At 58.8% G+C, this 25,855-nt stretch carries 20 protein-coding genes and 1 other RNA gene; 17 read left to right on the top strand and 4 right to left on the bottom strand.

From position 1 onward, the window contains the following. The first annotated feature begins 21 nt into the window (after nucleotides 1-21). The gene (locus tag DJ563_RS24575) at nucleotides 22-2,832 is read left to right on the top strand and encodes an FAD-binding and (Fe-S)-binding domain-containing protein (protein WP_434518495.1); all 2,811 of its coding nucleotides are present in this window, start codon (nucleotides 22-24) and stop codon (nucleotides 2,830-2,832) included. Between the two features lie 330 nt (nucleotides 2,833-3,162). On the opposite strand, the gene DJ563_RS24570 is transcribed toward DJ563_RS24575, so the two are convergent. Together DJ563_RS24570 and DJ563_RS24565 are read right to left on the bottom strand one after the other, a co-directional pair. Beyond that, entirely contained in the window at nucleotides 3,163-3,411 is a 249-nt protein-coding gene (locus DJ563_RS24570; protein WP_047583937.1) for a hypothetical protein, read from the bottom strand. 486 nt (nucleotides 3,412-3,897) lie between these two features. Beyond that, entirely contained in the window at nucleotides 3,898-4,146 is a 249-nt protein-coding gene (locus tag DJ563_RS24565) for a hypothetical protein (RefSeq protein ID WP_047583937.1), read from the bottom strand. A gap of 457 nt (nucleotides 4,147-4,603) precedes the next feature. On the opposite strand from DJ563_RS24565, the gene DJ563_RS24560 reads away from it, so the two are divergent. The 4 genes from DJ563_RS24560 (at nucleotide 4,604) to DJ563_RS24545 (ending at nucleotide 6,344) form a co-directional block, all read left to right on the top strand. Beyond that, nucleotides 4,604-4,897 (top strand): hypothetical protein, encoded by a 294-nt coding sequence (locus DJ563_RS24560; RefSeq protein WP_227696445.1) that lies wholly within the window; start codon nucleotides 4,604-4,606, stop codon nucleotides 4,895-4,897. Between the two features lie 98 nt (nucleotides 4,898-4,995). Next, nucleotides 4,996-5,387, top strand: a transfer-messenger RNA (tmRNA) gene (gene ssrA / locus DJ563_RS24555). A gap of 362 nt (nucleotides 5,388-5,749) precedes the next feature. Continuing rightward, on the top strand, nucleotides 5,750-5,992 hold the full coding sequence (locus tag DJ563_RS24550) for a hypothetical protein (RefSeq protein WP_434518494.1): 243 nt from the start codon (nucleotides 5,750-5,752) through the stop codon (nucleotides 5,990-5,992). Between the two features lie 88 nt (nucleotides 5,993-6,080). Then, nucleotides 6,081-6,344 carry a DUF3077 domain-containing protein gene (locus DJ563_RS24545; RefSeq protein ID WP_434518493.1) on the top strand — a complete coding sequence of 88 codons (264 nt, stop codon included), beginning with the start codon at nucleotides 6,081-6,083 and terminating at the stop codon, nucleotides 6,342-6,344. Nucleotides 6,345-6,382: 38 nt separating this feature from the next. Here the strand turns inward: DJ563_RS24545 and DJ563_RS24540 are convergent, their stop codons facing one another. Further along, a complete protein-coding gene (locus tag DJ563_RS24540) occupies nucleotides 6,383-7,480 on the bottom strand; it encodes an endonuclease NucS domain-containing protein (RefSeq protein ID WP_434518492.1) in 1,098 nt (365 codons plus the stop codon). Between the two features lie 358 nt (nucleotides 7,481-7,838). On the opposite strand from DJ563_RS24540, the gene hsdR reads away from it, so the two are divergent. The 7 genes from hsdR to DJ563_RS24505 all read left to right on the top strand — a co-directional run bounded on the left by hsdR (nucleotide 7,839) and on the right by DJ563_RS24505 (nucleotide 19,843). Beyond that, nucleotides 7,839-11,303 carry a type I restriction-modification system endonuclease gene (hsdR, locus tag DJ563_RS24535; RefSeq protein ID WP_434518491.1) on the top strand — a complete coding sequence of 1,155 codons (3,465 nt, stop codon included), beginning with the start codon at nucleotides 7,839-7,841 and terminating at the stop codon, nucleotides 11,301-11,303. 97 nt (nucleotides 11,304-11,400) lie between these two features. Next, nucleotides 11,401-12,912, top strand: coding sequence for an RNA-binding domain-containing protein (locus tag DJ563_RS24530; RefSeq protein ID WP_434518490.1), 1,512 nt, complete (start codon nucleotides 11,401-11,403; stop codon nucleotides 12,910-12,912). Nucleotides 12,913-12,978: 66 nt separating this feature from the next. After that, a complete protein-coding gene (locus DJ563_RS24525; RefSeq protein WP_434518489.1) occupies nucleotides 12,979-14,529 on the top strand; it encodes an N-6 DNA methylase in 1,551 nt (516 codons plus the stop codon). Next, nucleotides 14,522-15,865, top strand: coding sequence for a restriction endonuclease subunit S (locus tag DJ563_RS24520; RefSeq protein ID WP_434518488.1), 1,344 nt, complete (start codon nucleotides 14,522-14,524; stop codon nucleotides 15,863-15,865). Before DJ563_RS24525 ends, DJ563_RS24520 begins: the two co-directional genes overlap by 8 nt. A 26-nt stretch (nucleotides 15,866-15,891) precedes the next feature. Continuing rightward, nucleotides 15,892-16,827, top strand: a complete 936-nt coding sequence (locus DJ563_RS24515; RefSeq protein WP_434518487.1) for a restriction endonuclease — start codon at nucleotides 15,892-15,894, stop codon at nucleotides 16,825-16,827. A 329-nt stretch (nucleotides 16,828-17,156) separates the two neighbouring features. Next, nucleotides 17,157-19,007: a 3'-5' exonuclease gene (locus tag DJ563_RS24510; RefSeq protein WP_186665782.1), complete on the top strand. Its 1,851-nt coding sequence runs from the start codon at nucleotides 17,157-17,159 to the stop codon at nucleotides 19,005-19,007. Nucleotides 19,008-19,072: 65 nt separating this feature from the next. Further along, nucleotides 19,073-19,843: a nuclease-related domain-containing protein gene (locus DJ563_RS24505; RefSeq protein WP_274100513.1), complete on the top strand. Its 771-nt coding sequence runs from the start codon at nucleotides 19,073-19,075 to the stop codon at nucleotides 19,841-19,843. A gap of 29 nt (nucleotides 19,844-19,872) precedes the next feature. Here DJ563_RS24505 and DJ563_RS24500 read toward each other — a convergent pair whose 3' ends face one another. Then, entirely contained in the window at nucleotides 19,873-21,039 is a 1,167-nt protein-coding gene (locus DJ563_RS24500; RefSeq protein ID WP_434518486.1) for a hypothetical protein, read from the bottom strand. A 381-nt stretch (nucleotides 21,040-21,420) separates the two neighbouring features. On the opposite strand from DJ563_RS24500, the gene DJ563_RS24495 reads away from it, so the two are divergent. Genes DJ563_RS24495 through DJ563_RS24475 form a run of 5 tightly spaced genes read left to right on the top strand, consistent with a single transcriptional unit; the run spans nucleotide 21,421 to nucleotide 25,854 of the window. Continuing rightward, a complete protein-coding gene (locus DJ563_RS24495; protein WP_434518485.1) occupies nucleotides 21,421-21,939 on the top strand; it encodes a type IVB secretion system protein IcmW in 519 nt (172 codons plus the stop codon). Next, nucleotides 21,932-22,765 carry a hypothetical protein gene (locus tag DJ563_RS24490; RefSeq protein ID WP_434518484.1) on the top strand — a complete coding sequence of 278 codons (834 nt, stop codon included), beginning with the start codon at nucleotides 21,932-21,934 and terminating at the stop codon, nucleotides 22,763-22,765. The genes DJ563_RS24495 and DJ563_RS24490 overlap by 8 nt, the downstream gene beginning before the upstream one ends. 12 nt (nucleotides 22,766-22,777) lie before the next feature. Continuing rightward, nucleotides 22,778-23,533 (top strand): hypothetical protein, encoded by a 756-nt coding sequence (locus tag DJ563_RS24485; protein WP_434518483.1) that lies wholly within the window; start codon nucleotides 22,778-22,780, stop codon nucleotides 23,531-23,533. Between the two features lie 46 nt (nucleotides 23,534-23,579). Further along, nucleotides 23,580-24,671, top strand: a complete 1,092-nt coding sequence (locus DJ563_RS24480) for a hypothetical protein (RefSeq protein ID WP_434518482.1) — start codon at nucleotides 23,580-23,582, stop codon at nucleotides 24,669-24,671. A gap of 7 nt (nucleotides 24,672-24,678) precedes the next feature. After that, nucleotides 24,679-25,854 carry a hypothetical protein gene (locus DJ563_RS24475; RefSeq protein WP_434518481.1) on the top strand — a complete coding sequence of 392 codons (1,176 nt, stop codon included), beginning with the start codon at nucleotides 24,679-24,681 and terminating at the stop codon, nucleotides 25,852-25,854. Nucleotide 25,855: the final 1 nt, after the last annotated feature.

Raw genomic sequence — 25,855 nt, 5'->3', positions numbered from 1 at the left:
GCGGCCCCGCGAGGAGATTGCATGAGCCTGCCCGCCGCGTTCCTGCGTGATGCCGAGCGCCTGATACCCGCCGAACGCCGTTTCGACGACCCCACCTCCACCCTGGCCTTTGGCACCGATGCCAGCTTCTATCGGCTGATCCCCAAGCTGGTGGTGCGCGTCGAGTCCGAGGACGAAGTGGTCGGCCTGCTGCAACTGGCCCAGCGCGAGCGCGTGCCGGTGACCTTCCGCGCGGCCGGCACCAGCTTGTCTGGGCAGGCCATCAGCGACTCGGTGCTGATTATGCTCGGCGACAATTGGAACGGCCGCGAAATCCGCGGCCAGGGCGAGCAGATCCGCCTGCAGCCCGGCGTGATCGGCGCCCAGGCCAACGCTTGGCTGGCACCGTTTGGGCGCAAGATCGGCCCAGACCCCGCCTCGATCAATGCCTGCAAGATCGGTGGCATCGTCGCCAACAACGCCAGCGGCATGTGCTGCGGCACCGCGCAAAACACCTACCACACCCTGGCCGGCCTGCGTTTGGTGCTGGCCGACGGCACCCGCCTGGACAGCGAAGACCCGGCCAGCGTCAGCGCCTTCGAGCACAGCCACGCCGACCTGCTCGAAGCACTGGCGCGTCTGGGCCGTGAAACCCGCGCCAACACCGAACTCGCCGACCGCATCCGCCACAAGTACCGGCTGAAGAACACTACCGGGCTGTCCCTCAATGCCCTGGTGGACTACGACCAGCCGCTCGACATCCTGCAGCACCTGCTGGTCGGGTCTGAAGGCACGCTGGGCTTCATCAGCGCCGTCACCTACGACACCGTGCCCGACCACCCGCACAAAGCCAGCGCCTTGCTGGTCTTCCCCAGCGTCGAAAGCTGCTGCCGCGCGGTCACCCTGCTCAAGCGCCAGCCGGTGTCTGCCGTAGAGCTGCTCGACCGGCGCAGCCTGCGTTCGGTGCAGAACATGCCCGGCATGCCGCTGTGGGTAAAAGGCCTGTCAGACAATGCCTGCGCATTGCTGATCGAGTCCCGCGCGGCCAGCCAGACGCTGCTGCATGAGCAACTGCAGCAGGTGATGGCGTCGATTGCCGAGTTCCCGCTGGAGCAGAAAGTCGAGTTCAGCGAAGACCCGGCGGTGTACAACCAGCTGTGGAAAATCCGCAAAGACACCTTCCCCGCCGTCGGCGCCGTGCGCCAGACCGGCACCACGGTGATCATCGAAGACGTGACTTTCCCCATCGAGCAACTGGCCGAGGGCGTGAACCGCCTGATCCAGCTGTTCGACAAGCACCACTACGACGAAGCGATCATTTTCGGCCATGCCCTGGAGGGCAACCTGCACTTCGTCTTCACCCAGGGCTTCAACAGCGCCGAGGAAGTGGCGCGCTACCAAGCCTTTATGGACGACGTGGCCCAACTGGTGGCCGTGGAGTTCGGTGGCTCGCTGAAGGCCGAGCACGGCACCGGCCGCAACATGGCGCCGTTCGTGGAGTTGGAGTGGGGCCATGACGCGTACCAGTTGATGTGGGCGCTGAAGCGCCTGCTCGACCCCAACGGCATCCTCAACCCCGATGTGGTGCTGAGCGAAGACCGCGATATCCACCTGAAAAACCTCAAGCCGCTGCCGGCCGCCGATGAAATCGTCGACAAGTGCATCGAGTGTGGCTTCTGCGAACCGGTGTGCCCGTCCAAGGGCCTGACCCTGAGCCCCCGCCAGCGCATCGTCATGTGGCGTGATATCCAGGCCAAGAAACGCGCCGGCATCGATACCCGAGCGCTGCTCAAGACCTACCAATACCAAGGCCTCGACACCTGCGCCGCCACCGGCCTGTGCGCCCAGCGCTGCCCGGTCGGCATCAACACCGGCGAGCTGGTGAAGAAGCTGCGCAGCCAGGCCGCCGAGCACGACAAGGCCGCCGACTGGCTGGCCGACCACTTCCACACGGCACTGAGCGGTGCCCGCCTGACCCTGACCGCCGCCAACACCGCCCGCAAGCTGCTCGGCGCCCCGCGCCTGGGCCGTTTGAGCACAGCGCTGAACAAAGCCAGCAAAGGCCGGCTGCCGCAGTGGACCCCAGCCATGCCACAGCCCCTGCGCAGCATCGACTTTGGCCCGGCGAGCCATGATGCCCGGCCACGGGTGGTGTACCTGGCGGCTTGCGTGTCACGCGTGATGGGGCCGGCCTATGCGGACCGGGAGCAAAGCTCATTGCTGGACAAGACCCGCGGGCTGCTGGAGAAGGCCGGTTACCAAGTGGTGTTTCCGGAGAATGCCGACAGCCTGTGCTGTGGGCAGCCGTTTGCGTCCAAGGGGTACCCGGAGCAGGCTGAGCACAAGCGCCAGGAGCTGATCAACGCCCTGCTGCATGCCAGCCGCGGAGGGCTTGACCCGATCTACTGCGACACCAGCCCGTGCACCTTGCGCCTGGTTCAGGACCTGGGGGAAACCCGCCTGGACCTGTACGACCCGGTGCGCTTCATTCGTAGCCATCTGCTGGACAGGCTGGAGTTCACCCCGCAGGAAGAGCCGGTGGCGGTGCATGTGACCTGCAGCACCCAGCATTTGGGGGAAAGCCAGGCGCTGATCGACCTGGCGCGGCGGTGCAGCAAGCAGGTGGTGATTCCGGAAGGGATTCACTGTTGTGGGTTTGCCGGGGACAAGGGGTTTACCACGCCGGAGCTCAATGCACATTCGCTGCGGAGCTTGAAGGATGCGGTGCAGTATTGCAGTGAAGGGATTTCTACCAGCCGCACCTGTGAGATTGGGTTGTCCAGCCATAGTGGTATTGATTATCACGGGTTGGTTTACCTGGTGGATCGGGTGACGCGGGCGCGTAGTATTTGAAGCATGAGATGGCGTTATGGCTGACAGGTGTTCGCCAATGCATGTTCAGCGCCTATGAGATCGAGCGCCGCCCGCGCGGCGCATCGCGACGCAAGGCCGCTCCTACATTTGTTTCGGGCCAGTGAGGTCTGTGGCATTTGCGCGCGACCGCCTTGTTTGTACGACGCGATATCGAGGCGAGCACCAAGGGGTCGCGCGCCAATGCCTCTGGAATAACTGGCCCGAAACAAATGTAGGAGCGAGCTTCGCTCGCGATGCGCCGCGCGGGCGGCGCTCGATCTCACAGGCGCCAAAAATGCCATGACAAGCACTAGCCCCCCCCCAAAGCCCTCAAGGCTCGCGCGCCAGCACCAACTCAGCCAGTGCCCTGCTCATCTGCACGTTATGCACCGAATTCACCAGCATACCGATCCCCGGCTCACCGGCATTGCCGCAGATGTATTCGTCCAAGGTGTCTTCAATACCGCGCATCAACTGAATGGCGTACAACAGCGCCTCAGGTGAAGGCACCTTGTTGTCGATGGTGTAGAACGAACGTGAAGACGTTTGGCTGGGTGGGTCAGGAACAATCTTCTTCATGATGAATTCTCCGATGTCATAAACGGAGCTATCACCCTCTTCCTCTCACAGAAGGAGGTGGCAGCCGTACGCGGGGTGAGAGACCGGCGAACATCGGAATTCCGGCCAGGCCGAAGCCTGCCCACGAACGGCTGCCATAACACTGGCACGATGTAATCGCCGGGCTCTCACACCCGATCGCCAAACCATGGCGACCCAGGGAAACTAGCCCCTGCGCTCATCAGGCCGCCCGCGCGGCGCATCGCGAGCGAAGCTCGCTCCTACATTTGTTTCGGGCCAGTGAGGCCTGTGGCATTGCGCGCGACCGCCTTGTTCGTACGACGCGATATTGAGGCAGCCGCCAAGGGGCCGCGCGCAGATGCCTCAGGAATAACTGGCCCGAAACAAATGTAGGAGCGAGCTTCGCTCGCGATGCGCCGCGCGGGCGGCGCTCGATCTCACTGGCGCCAAAAATGCCATGACAAGCACTAGCCCCCCCCAAAGCCCTCAAGGCTCGCGAGCCAGCACCAACTCAGCCAACGCCCTGCTCATCTGCACGTTATGCACCGAATTCACCAGCATACCGATCCCCGGCTCACCGGCATTGCCGCAGATGTATTCGTCCAAGGTGTCTTCAATACCGCGCATCAACTGAATGGCGTACAACAGCGCCTCAGGTGAAGGCACCTTGTTGTCGATGGTGTAGAACGAACGTGAAGACGTTTGGCTGGGTGGGTCAGGAACAATCTTCTTCATAAATCTCTCTCCCGTTTGTGTGCATGACGCTCCGCCCATTCCCTCTCACAGGAATGGGTGGCAGCTGTACGCGGGGTGAGAGACCGGCCAAACAGGAGGAAACCGGCCAGGCACAAGGCCTGCCCGCGCACAGCTACCATGACGGTAAATCTCTTGAATGGAGCGGGCTCTCACACCCCATCGCCAAACCATGGCGACCCAGGGAAACTAGCCCCTGCGCTCATCATCGACAACAGAGAAACGGCTGCGGCGCCGGTAGGATAATTCCTAAAACAATTCCACCTGAAGCATTTGGTTTCAAGTTCCGATTTCCCCTACAGCCCCGCCGCCCAAAGCGACGCAATCACGCCTAGCCATCCCATCATATCGCCCCGCCACCATCCCGATTGAACCCTCGCCAAACCTGCGCAGTCCACCTTACAGGCCCACCTTCCAGAGGCCTCAGAAGGAGTCACCCATGAAAGGTACCGCGCTTTCGGCCCTCTTCGCGGCCGCTACCCTCCTGGCCTCGCCAGTGTTCGCCGCAGACGACCTCTGCACCGCCAACCTGCAGAAAATCGACGACAGCATGGCCACCGCCGGCGCTACCTCCGAGGGCCTGGACAAAGCCCTCACCGAGCACGTCGACAAAGCCAAAGCCGCACAAGCCTCGGGCGACACCAAGGAATGCATTGCCATTACCAGCAAAGTCCTGGAACGCCTGGAAAAAACCGAGAAAGGCAGCGGCTCGGCCGGCGGCGGCGGTGCCTGAGCCTGAAGCGGGCGGCGGAACCTGCTGTCGACGCCGCCCGCTTTAGCGCGTATACTCAGCCCACGTGCCGAAAGGTACGGTCAGCTAGAGCTGAGTGTGGGGCCGATTAGGATTCGACGCCGGTAGCGAAACTCTAGGTGCATGCCGAGTTGGTAACAGAACTCGTAAATCCACTGTTGCAACTTTCTATAGTTGCCAATGACGAAAACTACGAGGGTTACGCTCTCGCTGCGTAAGCAGCTGAGCCCGCTCTCCTGGTAGCTTCGGCTCCAGCAATCATCAGGGGATGCCTGTAAACCCGAAATGATTGTCATACAGAACAGGATCGTCGTGTAGCACGTTGGGGGCAAAGCGACTAAAACTTACCCAACTCATCCAAAGCACCCTGCCCGTCGGGCGGCTGCGGATTAAATCAGTAGACACGGCTAAGCATGTAGTACCGACAGCGGAGTACTGGCGGACGGGGGTTCAAATCCCCCCGGCTCCACCAAATCCTAAAAAGAAGACGCCCTCGGGCGTCTTTTTTTGTGTCTGAATTTTGGGATCTGCGGGCTAAAGAAATCAGATTTACCGCCTTTCTCGTAGGGCGTTTCCCAAAGATACTCCCAGCGCCTGTTTTCCGTTGCGGTCATTTTTTCAGGGTTTTAGTCTCGGTGGGTCGTTGCTCATCAACGGCATGACTTTGACAGGTCGCGACGGTAAACAACAAAACGGCTCGTCCTTATGGCGGCTGTACGTGCGGGCACGCTTGCGTGCGCCGGAACTTGTTGTTTCCGCCGGTCTGTCAACCCACGTACAGCTGCCACCCTCTGTTTGACAGCAGATGGTGACGGCCCTGAAATGGAAGCAATCATGTTGAAGATAGTCCCCGACCCACCCCACCACCTCCACTCCCTGGAAGACACGATCATGATGGCCGCGGACTACGCACTCTGTGCAGAAGCCGTAGCCCAACAGGCGATGCTGATGCAGCCGAGGTCGCCCGCTTCGTTGTTGATCATGGCGTCAATGCACGAGCTTGAAACCCTGCGCCGTTTACTAGAATCAGCGCTGGCGCAAATACAGACGCCCGCGAACCCGCAACCGATGCATTGATTCGCATACCGAGCGAAAGACGTGTGGAAGCCCGGCTTGCCGGCGATAGGGGCAGCCCAGGCAACCACAAGACCAGGGAGATTGATCAATGACAACCGAAGATACCCAATGCACAGTCGGCAAAACCATCTTCTTCCAAGGTGAAAACCAGACTCACCCACTGTTTCGCATCGAGGCCGGCATTCCTTGCCAAAATGCCCGCGAACAGGCGTCGGAACTCATGGGCTATGCGCGTGACCTCACCATTGAGGGCCTCATGGAAGACAAACCAAAACTGATCTGGGCCTCACATTATCTCTGCGCTATGGCCAAGGGTCTTCTGGATGATGCCGAACTCAGCATGACGCGCTGACGCCTGCGCAGCCCTGCCTCCTCGCCCCCCGGCCCGGCCTAGATAGCGGTCATATCATCGAAATGCGGGAAGCGCTCCTTCAACCGCTCAATCGTTGATCTCCACTTCGGTGTTCTAGGCCGGCACACCGTATTTTGGTTGCCAAACATTCCAATCTCACGGATTGCCTGGCCGACCGGAACGGTTTGCAACCATTGCACCGGGACAAAATACTCGCAACGCTCAGGGTCGTCAGTGAACGCGGCGTGGTAGTTAGCACGGACTGCGACCTCCAATACAGGCCGCTCCACGCCATCTTTCATCACCGTAAACTCATTTGCGGAAGTAGCCGCACCGAGCACACGGCCAACTCCCACATAGCCTTGCTGGGGAACATTTATCCACACGCGGTCCCCAGGAGATAAAAGCTGAAGGGTTTTGCTGTACCAGGAGCCACCACCACCCGAAATGAAACCGAACTCCACAGCATCTGCCCACGAGCGTGAACTGGAATCCCCGAATGAGCAGTAGAACTCACCATTCCAGGGCTCACTCTGACCCTCGCTGGTAGATGCGGCATTCACTTGAGTCTGAATAGGATCCAGCAACCAGGATCTACTCAGCAATTGCTGCTCGCCTATCTGAAAAACTTGAAAGCAGAGCACGTTGATCGGAATGTCTCGCTTGCTCAGGTACTGCACGATCCGCTCGCTACTGGCGTCCAGCTCCGTGGCGACAATGATCAGTTGATGACTAGCATTCAGTTCATCGTCGTCTAGGACGCGGCCAAAACGGGTTTGGAAGTCTACATACAGGCTGTGCCCGGGACGGAACCGTTCATAGATGGCGGCGATATCACTTTCTGTGAGGTTGTCTACCCAAGCTGCGTAATCAAGCGTTTGAGCAACCACCTCGCGAGGGGTTCGGTCACGCTTTAGCTCAATCAGCACAAGGCTACCGTCAGGTGCGATGGCCAGTAGGTCAATGCGTCCTCCCATACCAGTGGTTTCTTGTCTTCCTATCAGCATCCATTCCTCAGACAGGATGCTTGGGGAATTGACGATCATATCCTCTAAAAGCTGCTCACTTGGTAATTGGCTTTGACTTAGCTTGTTTGGTGTAAGGCCAACAGTCCAAACGTCCGTTTTGATGGGCATAGGCAATTCCTTAGGCACTATTTCTCTGCGAGACGGAAACGTGGATGCTGCGGTGATTTAGCCTTTAGCTGTGGCGGTCACGGGGGGTCAGGATCCGAATTTGCTGATCGGTCGACGAAGGCAGCGACGGACTGTTTGAGGCGCTCCCTCTACCGTTTCCTAAGCCCATATCATACGTGCCTTTGCGGCATTCCGACTCGTAACAAACGCCGATAATACCAACAACAATTCTCATGCCGATGACTGTGACGCTGGCCAGATTGCACACGGTGATACACGCACCACCCTTCGTCTGGCATCATGCCTCTATAGCGCCACTACTCTCGGGATGGCTGGTGACGAACTCAAGGGATGGAACATGGCAGAGACCAGCAACTTCGCCTTTTTCAAAGAACACGATCCGATTTTTTTCCAGCTTGCCAATGCGGCCGAGCGGGTATTTTCCAGCGACCCCAACACGACGCTGATCAAACTGCGCCAGTTGGGTGAAGCGCTCGCCCAAGATCTGGCGGTAAGAGCAGGCATTGAGTTCGAAGCCACCACGTCCCAAGCTGATCTGCTGTTCCGCTTGAGCCGTGAAATCCAGCTCGACGGCAACATCCGTAACCTATTCCATACACTGCGTATCGAAGGCAACAAGGCTACCCACGAATTCCGCACCCAGCATCGCGAGGCACTAGACGGGTTAAGAGTCGCCCGGGCCCTGGCGATCTGGTATCACCAGTCATTCGGTACGGGCGGCAGCACCTTCAAGCCTGGGCCTTTCATGGTTCCGGCCGATCCGAGTGAGCCTCTACGTGAGCTGCAGGGGCAGATCGAAAAACTTCGCGCAGAGCTGGGCGACAGTCGCCAGCAGTTGGAGAGCAACCAACAATTAGCCGAGCTACTGGCGCAAGAAAAGCAAGTGCAAGCCAGTCTTGTAGGCCAGATGAGCGAAGAAGCCCGCGTCTACGAGCAGATTGCCCTTGAACGCGAGGCAGAGCTATCGAAGGCCCGAGTCGATTTCGAGGCCAGGCTGAAAGTGCTGCAGCAACAGCCTGAAGATCAGCCGCAAGCTGCCCAGCAGGTCACGCGCAAAACCCAGCAGGCAAGCAGCCAGTTCGACCTCAATGAAGACCTCACCCGCATTCTCATCGATCAACAGTTGAACGATGCCGGCTGGGAAGCCGATTCGCTCGATCTTACCTACAGCAAGGGCGCTCGCCCCGAGAAGGGCAAGAACAAGGCCATCGCCGAATGGCCAACCAGCAAGCCCAAAGAAAACGCTGATTACGTGCTATTCGCCGGCCTAATCCCGGTCGCCATCGTCGAAGCGAAGCGCAAGCGCGTCAACATAGCGGACCGCATTCCCCAAGCCGAGCGCTATTCACGCCAACTGATCATTACCGCCGATCTGCAACCGGCCGGGCAGAGCGCGGGCTGGGCGGATGGCCAGGGCGCCCACTTCAAGGTCCCGTTTGCCTTCGCCTGCAATGGCCGCCCCTTTATCAAGCAGCTCGCCGAGCTGTCCGGCATCTGGTTCCGCGACTTGCGCAGCCCTGCCAACCTGCGCCGGCCGCTGCAAGACTTCCATACGCCGGGCGGCCTACTCGACCTGCTCAAGCGCAGCCGTGAAAGCGCCGAGGCGAAGCTACAGCAGGAAGGCTTCGCCTATCTTAAGTTGCGTGATTATCAGGAAAACGCCATCCGCGCCGTTGAGCAGGCGCTAGCCGCCAATCGCCGCAACTGCCTACTGGCCATGGCGACCGGAACCGGTAAAACGCGCACTATCATCGGCTTGATGTACCGCCTGCTGAAGGCCGAGCGCTTTCGCCGTATTCTTTTCCTGGTCGATCGCAGCGCCTTGGGGGAACAGGCCATCGAAGCCTTCAACGAGGCGACGCTGGAACAGAATCACACGCTGGCGCAGATATACGACGTCAAAGAACTAGGCGACATGGCTGCCGAGGCTGAAACACGGGTTCAGGTCGCCACTGTGCAGGCCATGGTCAAGCGCATCTTCCAGTCGGACACGCCGCCGTCCATCGATGCCTTCGACTGCATCATCGTCGACGAAGCGCACCGCGGTTACACACTCGACCAGGAAATGACTGAAGGCGAGCTGACGGTGCGCGACTTCAACCAGTACCTGTCGCAGTATCGTCGCGTGCTTGACTACTTCGACGCCTGCCGCATCGGGCTCACCGCTACGCCAGCCAAGCACACCAGCGAAGTCTTCGGTGCCCCGTTATTCACCTATAGCTACCGTGAGGCTGTGGCGGACGACTGGCTAATTGATCACGAACCCCCAATCCGCTACCAGACCCTGCTGAGCCAGAACGGCATCCACTTTGCCAAGGGCGAGAGCGTCAACGTCATTGATACAGGCACCGGCGAGGTGGATGTCGCCGAGCTCGAGGACGAACTCGACTTCGAAATCGAGTCCTTCAATCGCCGAGTGATTACGCCCGGTTTCGACAAGGTTATCTGCGAGCAACTGGCACAAGAACTCGACCCGTCGGGCGACGAAAAAGCGATGATTTTCTGCGTTAACCAAGCCCATGCTGAGCGGGTCAAAAACCTCCTCGACGAAGCGCTCAAGGACGTTCACGGCGAGGATTACAACCAGGCGGCTGTACAGATCATCACCGGGAAGAGTGACAAGGTTAATCAACTGATCCGCCAGTATAAGAACGAGCGCTACCCGAGCATTGCCATCACGGTCGACCTGTTGACTACCGGTATCGACGTGCCGCGCATTTGCCACCTGGTATTCATGCGCCGGGTGCGTTCGCGCATCCTCTACGAACAGATGAAGGGCCGCGCGACTCGCCGCTGCGATGACATCGGCAAGACGGTATTCAAGATTTACGATCCGGTTGACCTGTACGCTGCCCTTGAGCCGGTAGATACGATGAAGCCGCTGGTCAAAGACCCGAGCATTAGCCTCGAACAATTGGTCAGCGAGCTAACCAACCCGGCCAGCCTCGATGCCCCGGGCAACCTGCCAGACACCAGCCATGCCCACGACGTGCTAGACCAACTGAGCCAGCGGGTCATGCGCATCCTACGCAAAGCCAGCCATAAGGCTGAAAACAAGCCAATCCTAAAGGACAAGCTCGCCGAACTGGAAGACAGCTGGGGCGTAGCCCCGGACAAACTGCACCAGCACCTGCACCAGCTAGGCCCGCAGCAAGCGGCCCAGTTCATCCAACAGCATGCCCATCTGCTTGATCAACTCGCTACGGTTAATGCCCTGCTTGGGTCGCTGAACTACCCGGTAATCTCCACCCACACGGACGAACTGATGGTCCGTGAGCAGAACTATGGCGACTACCCAAAGCCCGCCGACTACCTGGAAAGCTTCAACGACTTCATCAAGAATCAACTGAACCAGTCGGTTGCCCTCGGCGTAGTAGTCAACCGCCCGCAAGACCTGACTCGTGAGCAACTGCGCGAAGTGCGCCTGCTGCTCGACGGGCATGGCTACAGCGAGGTCAACCTGCAAAGCGCCTGGCGCAACCAGACGAACCAGGAAATCGCTGCCAGTATCGTCGGCTTCATCCGCCGCGCCGCCCTCGGAGAGGCTTTGCTGCCATTCGAGCAGCGCGTAACCAAGGCGATGGAGGCGATTTACACCCTGCAACCTTGGACTCAAGTTCAGCGTAAGTGGCTGGACCGGCTGGCCAAGCAACTGGTGCACGAGGTTGTTATTGACGAGAAGCAGATTGGCGAGGCCTTCAAAAACGATGGCGGCAGCACACGGCTGGATAAAATGCTCGGCGGTAACTTGGGCGTGGTGCTGGACGCCCTGAATGACAACCTGTGGGCACAAGCGGGATGAGCCCCATCCTGAACGCTGGATTGGCCACCGTACTTGTTCATGAGGGATAATGCCCCCTACTACACGACTTATCGGCCGCGATACCTAGAGACGCTTCATGACCCTTGCTGAGCTTCATCAGATCCTTGCCTGTGGTGAGGACAGCCGCCATCAGTTCAAGCGCGACTTCAACAATATCGATGCCTTGGCAGCCGAGTTGGTGGCGTTCGCCAATACGTCCGGTGGCTATCTGATAATTGGCGTAGAGGACTCAGGGGAGTTTAGCGGGCTGGGTAGTACCGACGTTGCGCGACTCAATCAGCTGCTCTCCAATGCGGCCTCGCAGAACGTCCGCCCGGCGATCAATCCATTGTCCAGCAACCTTCAGACCGAGCACGGGCTGGTCATGGTGGTGACAGTCGAACAAGGGCTGAATAAACCCTATGTCGACAACCAGGGTCGCATCTGGGTAAAGAACGGCGCCGACAAGCGTCGGGTCACGGCCCGTGAAGAACTGCAGCGGTTGTTCCAGCAGGCCGGACTGGTGTGCGCCGATGCGGTACCGGTCGCGGGCAGCAGCGTGGCGGATATCGACGCCAAAGCGCTTGGCGAGTACTTCCAAAGACGCTTTCGGCAGAACCCCGAACAGACAGGTTTGGAAACCACCCGCATCCTGGACAATCTTGGCCTCGCCAGTGGCGACACACCCAATTTGGCTGGTCTGCTGCTCTTCTGCCAAACGCCACAACGCCTGTGCCCAGCATTCGATATCAAGGCCGTGGCGTTTCCGGGCACGGTTCTGCATGACCGCCACTATCTAGACAGCGAAGATATCGACGGCAATCTGCAGGAACAATACCGACGCAGCCTTGCCTTCATAAAGCGCAACTTACACCACGTGCAGCGCCAGCAGGGCTTCAATACCCTCGGCCAGCTGGAAGTGCCGGAGGAGGTGTTTGAAGAACTGCTGGTCAATGCCCTGATCCACCGCGACTACTTTGTCAGCGCCTCCATCCGGATCATGATCTTTGCCGATCGCATCGAACTGATCAGCCCTGGGCACCTGCCTGACGTGCTCGATACCGAGAAAATTCGATTCGGCCTGTCCAACCGTCGTAACCCGACGCTCACCTCCCATGCTGTGCACATTCTCCCCTATCGCGGTTTGGGCACCGGCATCCCACGCGCTATCGATGCTTGGCCAATGATCCGGCTGGAGGACGACCGGCAGAGTAATCAGTTCAAGGTGGTGATTCAGCGCGCCGTTGAAAAAGGGCCTCTTTCGGGCCCAAGTGGGGACCAAGTAGGGACTAAGTCGGGACCAAGTAGGGACCAAGTAGGGACTGAGTTTGCTGTCGAAGAAGAACAAGCCGAAACTCGCCGGTCTTTGCAGCAAGAGCAGATAACGATGCTGTGCAAGATGACAGACGATCACACTGCGCCAGAGCTAATGACATTCGTCGGGCGCAGCAACCGCAGCAAGTTTCGCGAGCAGGTTTTGACCCCACTACTGAGGCTTGGCGTTGTCGAGATGACCATTCCAGACAAGCCCAACAGCAGCAAGCAACGCTATCGCCTGACTGCGACGGGCCGAGCGCTAAAGGCCGAACAACGCTCCTCAGACGACTGAGCCCAGACAATCATTTCTTTGCGCCAGCGAAATCTGGTGCTATACACACTTCGCCACAGGTACCCCATGACCAACTCCGATATCGTCCAGAAACTCTGGAACCTCTGCGACGTCCTGCGCGACGATGGCATCAACTACAGCGACTACGTCACAGAGCTCGTGCTGCTGCTGTTCATCAAGATGGAATACGAACAGGTGCAAAACAACGACAGCTTCGGCCACAAGTTGCCCGAAGGCGCGCGCTGGCCAGACCTGGCTGGCAAGTCCGGCGTTAACCTTCTCGATCACTACCGGCAGATGCTGCTGGACCTTGGCAAAAACCCTGACCCGCTGATTGCCGCCATCTACGCCGACGCTCAGACTCGCCTCAAGGAACCGCGCCACCTTGAGCAGTTGATCAAGAGCCTCGATGGCATCGACTGGTTCAGCGCCCGCCAAGACGGCCTAGGCGACCTTTATGAAGGCCTGCTGGAAAAGAACGCCAGCGAAACCAAGTCTGGCGCCGGCCAGTACTTCACCCCACGCCCGCTGATCGACAGCATCATTCGTTGCATCAAGCCGCAACCGGGCGAGACTATTCAAGACCCGGCCGCAGGTACTGCGGGCTTTTTGATCGCTGCTGACGCCTACATCAAAAGCCAAACCGACGATCACTACGACCTAGACGCCAAAGCACAAGCATTCCAGCGCAATCGCGCCTTTGTTGGCGTAGAGCTGGTGCCCGGCACTCGCCGTTTGGCGCTAATGAACACCTTGCTGCATGGCATGGAAGGCGACGAGGAAGGTGTCGTGCATCTGGGCAACGCCTTGGGTCAAACCGGGGCCAACTTACCCAAGGTCGACGTCATCCTCTCCAACCCACCTTTTGGCACTGCCAAGGGTGGCGGTGGCCCGACTCGTGATGATCTCACCTACCGCACCAGTAACAAGCAGTTGGCCTTTCTCCAACACATCTACCGTGGCCTCAAGCCGGGCGGCCGCGCCGCCGTGGTGCTGCCGGACAACGTGCTGTTCGAGGCCGGCGTCGGCACCGACGTGCGTCGCGACCTAATGGACAAGTGCAACCTGCACACCATTCTGCGCCTGCCTACTGGCATCTTCTACGCACAGGGGGTGAAGACCAACGTACTGTTCTTTCAGAAGGGCACCTTGGAAAACCCGCGGCAGGAGGAAGGTTGCACTAAGCGCGTTTGGATCTATGACCTGCGTAGCAATATGCCTAGTTTTGGCAAGCGTACGCCGTTCGGGCCTCCCCACCTCAAGCAGTTCGAGGAGGCCTATGGCAACAGCCCCAACGGCGAAAGCCCGCGCGCCGAGAACGTCGAAGGAATTGGTGAAAACAGTCGCTTCCGCAGCTTTACCCGCGATTACATCCGCAACGAGCGTAGTGACTCGCTAGATATCAGTTGGCTAAAAGACGAAAGCAGCCTCGACGCCGTCGACCTGCCTGCTCCGGAAGTTCTGGCGGGGGAAGCCATGGCTGAACTGACCGAGGCGCTCCATGAGTTGGAGGAGTTGATGAAAGCCCTGGGTGCAGGGGATGAAGTAGTGGCGCAGAAGCAGTTGATGGCTGAGGTGATGGGATTGGCTGTAGTTGAGGAGGATGGCAATGAGTGAGCTGCCAAGTGGATGGGCACGCACAACTTTAGGGACCGTTGCCGATTGGGGAGCAGGAGGAACTCCGTCTCGCAGCGAGCCAAATTTTTACGGCGGAGAGATCCCTTGGATTAAAAGCGGAGAACTTAATAGCCGTTACATAAAAACGACTGAGGAAAGCATTACAGAAGAAGCTATCAAATCCTCAAGTGCGAAGATTTTCCCCGCAGGCTCCGTGGCCATTGCAATGTATGGGGCAACTATCGGTAAAACGGCCATCCTCGGCATCGATGCATCTACCAACCAAGCTTGTGCCGTTGGCACGCCAGTCAAAGGTCTTATTGGAAAAGAATACCTGTATAGGCTTCTTCAAAATGAAAAGGCGGCTTTCATTGAGAAAGGTAAAGGTGGAGCTCAGCCGAATATTTCGCAGGCGGTCATAAAAGCACATGAAATCGGTCTTCCACCGCTCGCCGAACAAACCCGCATCGCCGCCAAACTCGACGAACTGCTGGCTCAAGTCGATACCCTGAAAGCCCGCATCGACAGAATTCCCGCGCTACTCAAGCGCTTTAGACAATCCGTACTTACCGCCGCTACTTCCGGGCGGTTGACGTCTGAGCGGTGTAGTTCGGACTATGACAAATGGCTCAAGGGGAAAATTGGAGATTTTGTTGCTATTGATATCGGCCATGCTTTCAAAAGCAGCGAATTTTCAGCCGATGGGATTCGGCTACTTAGAGGGCAAAATATTGAGCCTGGCTCTCTGCGCTGGATAGAAACAAAATTTTTCCCAGAAAAAAAACTGTCAAGCTTCGAAAATTTGCTTATATCGGAGGGAGACATCATTCTTGCAATGGATCGCCCAGTAGTTTCTGCTGGACTTAAACTAGCCAGAGCAAAAAAAGAAGACCTTCCCTGTCTACTTGTTCAGCGAGTGTGCCGCTTTAAGCAATCCAAAAAGATTCTAAACGATTATTTATTTTTGCTCCTGTCAGATTACGCCTTCACGAACTACTTAATCCCTAACCAAACGGGCAGTGATATTCCACATATCAGCGGAAAACAAATCCTAAACTACTCAATCACACTGCCGCCGCTCCATGAACAAACTGAAATTGTCCGCCGCGTCGAAAAACTATTCGCTCTCACCGACCAATTCGAAATCCGCGTGAAAACCGCGCAGGCGCGAATCGACCACTTGACCCAAAGCATCCTTACAAGAGCCTTCAGCGGCGAGCTCGTGCCGCAAGACCTGAACGACGAACCGGCCAGCGTACTGCTTGATCGCATCAAAGCCCAACGCGCCGCTGCCCCCAAGGGCAAACGCGGTCGCAGATCCACCATGACGGTCTAAGCCTTACTTCTGGAAGAAAACTAACGATGCCAGTCCCGACCTACGACCAGTTCATTGAGCCCATCCTGCGCTTTCTCGCCGCCAACTCGAGCGGGACCACCGCGAGCGAGGTTCACGAGGCCGCCGCCATGACGCTTGGTCTTAGCGAAGCACAGCGGCAAGAGACCCTTGCCAGCGGTCAGGCCACCTACAAGAACCGATCAGGCTGGGCGCATGATCGGCTCAAGCGCGCCGGCTACTCCAGCAGCGCCAAGCGTGGCTACTGGCAGCTGACCGACACCGGCCGCGCATTTGCTCAGGCCAACCCTGCCCCGTTGAGCGCAGAACAGGTCGAGTATCTAGCTGTGAACTTCATGAGCGTGAAACTGAAGACAGCGCCGGATGCCGCCTCGCTGGATGAGAGCAACGACACGCCAGCGCTTATTGCCAAGACCAATCTCGCCACTAGCAGCCCGCAAGAGCGCTTGAACCAAGCAATCCTCGAGTTGCGCACCAGCGTCGCTGGCGACCTGCTGGACAATCTGTTGCAAGCGAGCCCGACGCGCTTCGAGCACATCGTCCTCGACGTCCTGCACAGCTTGGGCTATGGAGCGAACCGGCAGGCGCTGCAGCAAGTCGGCGGTAGTGGCGACGGAGGCATTGACGGCGTGATCTCGCTCGACGCGCTGGGTCTGGAGAAAGTCTACGTGCAGGCCAAGCGCTGGCAGAACACTGTAGGCCGCCCCGATTTGCAGGCGTTCTACGGAGCTCTAGCAGGACAGAAAGCCAAACGCGGTGTATTCATCACCACCTCCGGCTTCACCGCCCAAGCGGTTGAGTTCGCGCTATCGGTCGAAGGGCTTGTGCTGGTCGACGGTAAACGCCTGGTCAATCTGATGTTGGACCACGAGGTCGGAGTCAGCTCGCAGCTTTACAAGGTGCCTAGGCTCGACAGCGATTACTTTGATGAGTCGCTTGGCTGAGCTCGACAATCAATGTCCATCGGAATCCAGACCACGAAGCGTTCCAACTGGTATTCCAAGCATGTTGATCAATAAATTATTAATTAGAAAAAACAGATAGATACCGACACGTTTCAAATTACCCCGGCCCTATCAGCTGCTATTTGGTAAAACCAATCAAGCCGCCTCGGCTTAACGCTTACCCCCAGCCCTCCCCTCACGGCCCAAAATCACGGTCAGTGAATCCTCCAGCGCCGCTACCCCAAACCGCCCCCTCCTCCTTTTGGATTTGCACCTCGCAGCATTAAATCCTACTGTGCACGGCGTTTTTGGATATGGACGATAAGGATATGGCCCAACTCTTCCCGGCACTCAGTGCCTGTCGCTTCGACGCTCCCGGCGAAAAACGCCTGGCGGAGCGACTCGAGAAAAAGCTCTCAAACGACTGGCTATGCTGGTTCAACGTACCAGTAGGCCCAAAAGGTCTGCAACCTGACTTTGTCCTGTTGCACCCGAAAATCGGGCTATTGGTGCTCGAAGTCAAAGACTGGAAAATGACTTCGCTGATCTCGATAACGGCCAGCGATGTGAAAAAATATGATGATGGTCAAGAAAAAACCGTTATCAATCCCCTGGCGCAGGCCCGCAAGAATGCCTTTGAAACCGTTCAGGCATTGGAGAAAGACAGCGCGCTGACCCAAGGTGCTGAGGCTTACCGGCCCGGCAAGCTGATCATGCCGTACAGCTGGGGGGTGGTGCTCACCGAGATCACTCGCAAAGAGTTCGAGGCAAGACAGCTTGGTGCCGCGATGGAGGGCACGCGGGTCATCTGCAAGGACGAGATGTACGAAACCGCCGACAGCAGCGTATTCGAACAGCAGGTTTGCAAGATGCTGGTCCATCAGTTTCCCGTGCATCTGGTACCAGAACAGATCGACCGAGTGCGTTATCACTTGTTTCCAGAAATCCGCTTGAGCCCTGCCCCCGCCCAGTTCGGGTTGTTCAGTGAACAAGACGCGCCCCTTCCCTGCCTGCTGAAAGTGATGGACCTTCAGCAAGAGCAGCTGGCGCGCTCAATGGGCGATGGCCATCGGGTGATCCACGGTGTGGCAGGTAGCGGTAAAACCATGATCCTGGTCTATCGCTGCTTGTACCTGGCTCGCGCAGCCACTAAACCGGTGCTGGTCTTGTGCTTCAACAAAACACTTGCCGCGCGTTTGAACCAGGTGCTGCAACAGCACCGCCAGGAGCACAAGGTAACAGTCGTAGGCTTTCATGCCTGGTGCCACAGTTTGCTGACCCAAGCAAAACTCGCCATCCCCGAAATGAAAGGGGCGAAGTTTATTCAAGCACTGGAAGAAGAGGTGCTTCGGCAAATGGAAAGCGGCGCCCTCGCGCCCGAACAGTACGGTGCCATCCTGATTGATGAAGGGCATGACTTCAAACCCGAGTGGTTCCGCTTAGTCGTCCATCAGGTGGATCGTGAGCGCGAGGACCTATTGGTACTGTATGACGACGCCCAAGCGATCTATCGCGGCAAGGCGCCGAGCACAAAATTGGCGTTCAGTTTTGCCAGCGTGGGCATCAAGGCTTCTGGCCGTACCACGGTGCTGCGTATCAATTATCGCAACACGCTGGAAGTGCTGTCGGTTGCCCATGCATTCTCCAAGGAGTTGCTAAGCGCACGCGACGCCGAAGACGACCATGTACCTGTGCTTGCACCCCAAAGTGCAGGTCGCCGGGGTGAGATGCCACAGCTTCTAAGCCTTGCTGGGCCTGCACAAGAGGCGCAATGCCTGGTTACTAGGCTGAGGGCAGAACATGAAAACGGCAGAGCCTGGGACGACATGGCGGTCATTTACCGGCATACCGAGCAGGCCTTCTGGGTTGAAGAGGCGCTAAAGGCGGCAGGTATTCCCTACACCACCGCACGCGTGAGCTCTCAGCGCACAAAGCTTTACGCCCACCATTCGGTAAAAATCGTCAGCATGCACTCCAGCAAAGGGCTGGAGTTTGGTTTTGTGATGATCCCGCGCCTGCATGAAATGCCAGCCAAAGGCGAAGATGAAGCTGACGAGATGCGCTTGCTGTACGTGGCGATGACACGCGCAGTCGATCGCCTGGTAATGAGCCATCAAGGTGAGTCGGGGTTCACCGAACGTCTCGGGGAAGCAATCGCCCAAGTAAAAGCCAGCCTTTAGGTCAACGGCTGTTCGTACAGCGGCTTGGAATAGCCGCTGTCACCCATACTTTTGAAAGATAAGAAATGGACTTCACCCCCATCATCGCCCAGCACTGGATCCCCCTGAGCTGGTTCATCCCCCTCGTCATCTTGCTTTTCGCACTCAAGTCTCCAGGTGTAAAGGGCTACCTAGGCGAGCTGCTTGTACGCTACTTCACCTACCTGCACCTGAACGAGCAAACCTATCGCCGCCTGCACAACATCACCCTGGACACCCCGGACGGCACCACCCAGATCGACCACGTTTTCGTCTCGGTGTACGGCATTTTCGTGCTGGAAACGAAGAATATGAACGGCTGGATCTTCGGCAGCGAAAAGCAGCCCCAGTGGACGCAGAAGCTCTACAAGCGCACCTTCAAATTCCAGAACCCGCTGCGGCAGAACTACAAGCACCTCAAAGCACTGGAAACGACCTTGGGCGTGAATGCCGAGCACCTGCACTCGGTGATCACATTCGTCGGTGACAGCACGTTCAAAACGCAGATGCCTGCAAAAGTTACCCAAGGCAGCAAGTTCATTCGCTACATCAAATCGTTTAATCAGCCGGTTTTCACGGAGGCCGATGTGAACGCCATGCTGCAAACCCTGCAAACCGGCCGCCGTGCCCCTACCCGCGCTACCCACCGCGAGCACGTGCAAAACCTGAAACGCCGCAGCGACCCGACAGCCGAGCGGCAATGCCCTAAATGTGGCAATGCGCTGCTGGTTCGGACCGCCAAATCAGGGGCGAAGGCAGGGGAGCAGTTTTGGGGTTGTTCGGCATTCCCCAAATGCCGAACGATGCAGAGTCTTTAAGGGTGAGAGGGGCTTACGGGCGTGTCGATTCAGCCGATACGACCAGGGCCCCTCAGTTCAGCCTTCAACCGGCGCGCTTCGTGTCGGGCTGCTTTGTCACCGGCAGCATCAAGTGCTCGCACGTTCAGCCCGAGGTCGCCGTCAAAGCACATGGGGCCACCGCAATCGTCATCATACTCCTGGCCGTCATAGAGCCCGCCGTCATGGTAAGCGCGGACGTTTGAGGCGGTCACATCTTCGCCGAGCATTTTGCTGAGATAGATCCAGGTCCAGGTATCCACCGTTGGTGTGCCTTCAGCTTGCTCGACCAACCAACGCATGGACTTGATGTGCCCCAACGGAGCGGCCTTTGCCGCCCAGTAGGCGCAGTCATCTTTCAGTTTTGACCTGACCACGACCGAGGCAGTCTCACAAACAACATACGGCGAGTCCGAGTCTTTCAATAACTGGAGATGGGCACGGGCCGCATTCAAATCACGTTTGCCTAATGCGTCGGCGGCCGCGTCGATCAGTGCGTATGGGTTATGGCCGGCGACCGCACAATCGTAGTGGTACTGATAGCGGTCACGAACATGTTTGTAACCCGCCGCTTCGTTCGCAAAGATTTCCTCTACCTCGGAAAGCACCCGTCCGGCACGCCGCTGTTTCAACCAGTAATCCGACTTATCTGCTTCTTCATCCACCATCGCCTGGTAGATCTGCGAGATCGGGTAGTGCAATGCAGGCTTGCGAGCACACTCCTGTTCAAGCATGCCGAGGGCTATTGCCATGGTTGGTGCGTCGTCTGGCTGTATGCACTCCATAAACGTAATGAGCACGTCAGCCTGGCAGTCGTCGAGGCCACCTTCGAAAAGGCTGATGAGGGCAGCATGGGGAATGGCAACCAGCTCCAAGCTTTCAGCAATTTCCTTGAGCTTTGCAGCTGTGGCGTGAGCGTCACCCTGAGCCCTGATTGCCCGGTGCCTCTGAGCGGCTCGCTCGAGGGAGTATTGGCAGCCGAAAGCAACCTGTGCATCGCCTACATCAATGGCTCCGTTGCCGCAGTTGATGATGAATGCCTGGCTGCTCAAGCTGGCGAACGAGCCATAGCCCATCAGGGCTGCGAGCATTTCGTAGGTATGGCCAACGGAGAGTTTGGAACCGAGGCGGGAGTTGATTCCCTGGCGAACGGCGAAAACAAGATCTTTGAGCGTCATGAGTCAATCCTCAAGGCCCGTCGATGCAGTGGGGTACGCGTTTAAGCCGTATCGACGAGCGAGAGGCTTGATCAAAGTATGTGGGGTACAGATGCCATTTTTTACTCGCGTACAAGTAGGCCTGGCGGCGCGGGCCACTATAGGAGATTGGCTAGCCACTGGGAAGCCCCCAAAAACCCTCCTAGCGAAAATGCAACCACTTGTTTGATAGCCGATTTTTTCATAGCGCCACTCCCGCAGGCGGGTCAGATATGGCCATTTGCCTTACGATCGAACACATTATCACTATGTCAAAAAGTTGATACGCCAGTCTTTTTGATAGAGAATTAGAAACAGGATGCATTTTAGCGTATTTCAGTATGCTTTAAGCGAGTGCAGGGAATGGACGAAGACAGAACCTCAGATGCGGCCGTGCCGCCCATCGACCAGCTTGATCTCACGGCACACGGCGTTTTGGGCCACTTCGCCGCGTCGTCGCGCAATGTACAGCTGCTGAATTTTCTGATGGCCATGGACCGCGTGGACCGCTGGGCCGTGGACTTTGACGAAGACGCTCCCGGGCAACAGTTCGAAATCCAGCTGCTGATGCAAGAAATCCAAACCTTCGTGGAGGCCTATGCGCGCGTGCTGCATCGGCTTCCGCAGCCATTCGCCGAGCTGCTGGCACACCTCACTTCGTCGCGCTGCATGTACCTGGTGCGGTATGTCGCGCAACGCAATGAAGCTTTCACCGGGGCGCTGGCCGCGCTGTTAGGCAGCGACTCAGCGCAGTCGATGGACCTGGCGGCGTTTCGGCGTCGGCTGGATGCCTTCAGCAAGACGCACCTGCTCAGCGAGATTTTCTGCGCAGAGCGGCTGCGCGAGATATCACAGATCATGGGGAGTTACGCAGATGTATAAGGGACGCTTGAACCCTGTCGCACAGGCGATAGGCAAATCTGTGGGCAAGCGCGCGGTGCTGGGCGGGGTGCTGGGCGCCTGGCTGGTGCTGGCCGGGCCGGCTTTCGGGGCAACCAGCAGCCTGGGCGCGACGTCGAGCAGCTTGATCTCGCAACAGGATTCGGTCGTCGCCGATGCCATCAAGGCCGATGCCGAGGACTGCGCCGAGGGCACCAAGGAAGGCACCATTGGCGCCTCCATCGGCGATGCGCTGAAGATCCATACCGAGCTGGCGTCGGCCACACCCAATGTCGAGTCGCTGTTCAGCGCCACGGCGGATTGCTTCGGTGGCCTGAGCAGCCTGTTCGACCTCTCGGGCTCCATCCCGAGCCTGGGCAGCATCCTCGCCTCCGCCCAGGCGGCGGTTTTGCAATACGCGCAGAAAAAGGTGTGTTCGGCGGTACAGCAGGTCGCTTCGATGGTCACCACGCCGATCAACCAGGCGATTGGCAAGGTCAGCAGCGGCACCTCGCTGGGCGACCTCAACGGCCTCACCAACGGCCTGGTCAGCCAGGGCATGAGCACGCTCGACCCGCAGCTGGGCAGCGGCTACCACAACGCCGCGGCAGGCTACGAAGCCACCTACACCGTGGATGTGAACCCGTTCAACTACGTGCAGACCGACTTCGGCGGTGGCGCCGGTGCCGGCGCGGGTACCACGCCCCCAGCCACCACCAACAGCCTGGCGGCGCCTGCCAGCGCAGCGCCGGCACCCGTCAGCACGCCAAGTGCCTCGCCAAACTCGAGCAGTGGGTCGTCCAGCTCCGCTGCGGGCCTGTTCAACTAAAAGGGGCTGTCGATGAAAAAGATCGCAGCAGTTCTGGCGGTGGGCCTTGCGGTCGGGGCCACGGCGCTGCCGGCCCAGGCGCTTACCTGGGCATCGGTGCTGACCTTCTTCAACACGATGCAGAGCGAAATGAGTGCCTGGTCGGTGACGGTCAAGCAGACCGCGCTGTCGGCCAACGTCGTCTCGCAGATGGACAGCGACTCGAAAAAGCAGCTGGCCAACGCGGTAGGCACCATCGACATGTCCGACCGGGTGATGAAGGCCGTGACATCGTTCGATTCTGCCGTCGGGCAGCCGGTGACCATCAAATGCACGGCTCAGGAGCAGGGCAAGCTGTTCGTGGAGGCCGTGTCCCAGCGTGACAAGGACACGGCAAGGCTGATGGCCACTTACGCCTCCCAGCGTGTGGGCTCCAGGGTTACGGCCGATCAGTCGGCCCTGGCCATGCACCGCGATACCTACTGCACCGTGTCCGAGGCCAGGCAGGGCATGTGCACGCTCAACGCCAACGGCATGCAGGGCTGGGATGTGGATTACGCCGGGCCTTTCAGCGAGAACACTCTCGCCCCCGAAGGCGAGGCGGCAGCGTATGCGTACACCGCGATGATCACCGATCAGCGCGCCGAGGCGCACATCGACTGCACCTCAGCCGCCTGCAACGCCGCCCAGTCGCAGCAGCTAGCCACCTCGGCGATGAGCGCGATGGCTGCCAACTCTCTCGTAGGGCAAGTGACGGACCGTCGCGTGCCAATGCTCACAGGGCAGTGATATGAATTTTCGGCTCAAGTTAGCGGGCATTGTCGCGGGGTCGACAATGCTCTCCAGTGTTTCCTACGGTGCGCTGTACGGTTTCGGCCCCGCAGAGGCATGGACCGCAGCGCAGATATCGACGCACACGGGGACAGTGGGCGCCAATATTACCGCCTTTGGCACCAGCTTCGGTGCGCAGATGACGACCAAGTTCGAGCAGATCATTTCGGCGGTGGCCATTGCCACCAAGCAGGAAGCGCTGTCTGCAAACGTGGTGGCGGACAACAACCGGCAAACGTCTGAACAGCTGGTGAACGCCATTCGTGCGCAGCAGCAGAACACTGCGGTCGCCAAAGCCTACCTCGACTTCAACGCGGCGACCGGCCAAGGCTTCGACCCTTGCGGTACGGTGGCCAAGAACAAATCGATGGACCTGGCCTTCACCACCCTGGCCGCCAAGGCCAAGGCGGCAGTCGGTGTACTCGACGCCTCCCCAGGTCGCCTGGTGACATCAACCTCCCAGGCGATGCAAGCGCGCCTGAAAGTGCACCGCGACAAGTTCTGTACCGCCGCAGAGGCGGATGCCGGGCTGTGCACGCTCAGCGCCTTGCCCGGCGGCGATACCAATGCCGCCCTGCTGTTCGAACCTGCGGAAGAGAACTCGCTGACCACCGAAGCGCGTACTGCCTACATTCAGCATGTGATTGGCCCGCCGGACGAGAAGCTTGCCAAAGAGGCCGGTGCGACGCCTGCCGGTGAAACCTACATGGTCCAGAAAAACCGCAAGGACTCGATGTTGTCGGTGCCGGCCTACAGCTTGTCGACCATCAACGCGGCTAACACCCGCAGCACCCAGTTCGGCGGCAAGTCGCCCAACGAAGTGCTCAAGCTGCGTGTGAACCAGTACTTCGGCGGCAAGGAAGCCGAGCAGTGGTCGGGCAACCTGGCACGCCAGACCCAGCGCGGGCTATTGGTGGAGGCCGCCAAGATGGGTGGCCTCGAGGTATGGATCCATCAGCAGCAGTACGAGCAGAACCAACGGCTGATCGCCAACCTGGCGACACTGGTGGTCGCCTCGTCCGACCGCCTCGACGCGCCGCTGGAGTCGCGTTATCAGAAGGTGCTGTCTGAAACCGCCAAGCAGGCGGTGCAATGAGATGCGTATGAAAAAGGATTTCGACGAAGCGCGCGAGTCGCGTAAATGGAAGGTGTCGTTCGGCGTATCGCTGGCCCTCACCTCTACGCTGGCCTGGGCCTACTGCCCACCGCAGTATCAGGAAACCGTCGTGGCGCCGGCGTTCACGGCGGCTACCCAGACGCTCAACGGGCTGGTGTCCTCAGTCGACGCCTCCCTTTCGGCATTGCTCGAGACCCAAAGCCAGCGCCTGACCTCCGCCATCGCGGTAATGACCAAGCAGAAAGCCCTGTCGGCCAACACCGTTGCCGAGGCAGGGCGCAATGCGGCGCAACAAACGGCGACCGCGCTGAACGTGCTGGCGCAGACCCAGCGGGTCAAGCAGGCCCGCTTCGACTATGGCGGTGAGTTCGGCCAAGGCTTCTCGCCGTGCAAGGTCTACTCGACCCGAACGCTGATGAGCAACCGCGATGCCGACATGACCACCGAGGTTCGCCAACGGGTCAAAGCCGAGATCGTCGCCGCACCGGGCACCTATGCCGAGCCGATCAGCGCCCAGTCAGCACTGGTGAAGGCAAGGCAGAAGTTCTGCACGCAAGACCAGGCAGATTCGGGCATGTGCCAATCGACCGGGTCGATGCCGGGCGCCGACTTGACCGTGGCTACCTTGTTCGAACCCGCCATGGAAGGCGAAACGCTGTACGAGGCCAAGGTCGGGTTCGTCAACAACATTGCTGGCCTGCCTGACGGCCCGGTACCGGCATCGGCCGGCAAATCGTCTGCCGCCGAAGACTATTCCCTGTCCAAGGCCCGTAAAGACGCGCTGGTCTCGCCTGCACTCTCCAGCCTCAAGGCCATCCAGCTCGACTACTCGGGTGTAGAGGGCAAGGAGACAGGCTCCGACCTGCCGCTGGCGGTGCATTTCCGTAACGAGGTCAAACGCTATTCGGGCAACACCGCCGAATACGACAGCTGGGCCCGGGTGATGGCTGCGCAGAACGAGCGCGGCGCGCTGGTCGAGCTGCTGAAGATCAAGGCGCTGGACCTGGCCATCCAAGAGAAGCAGTACCGCCAATACGAAAGCATGGAAGCCCAACTGGCTTCGCTGGTGTCGCTGGAAGTCACTGCAGGTGGCGCACAAGCCCGCACCAGCCAAGCCGCCTCGGATGCCGCCAAGCAAAACGTGAAGCAGAGTGTGAAGTGAC

This window comes from Pseudomonas sp. NFX1, assembly GCF_051123555.1.
GTDB lineage: Bacteria > Pseudomonadota > Gammaproteobacteria > Pseudomonadales > Pseudomonadaceae > Aquipseudomonas > Aquipseudomonas capeferrum.
The sequence above is the reverse complement of the archived record's forward strand: the minus strand, read 5'-3'. Positions and strand labels throughout refer to the sequence as shown.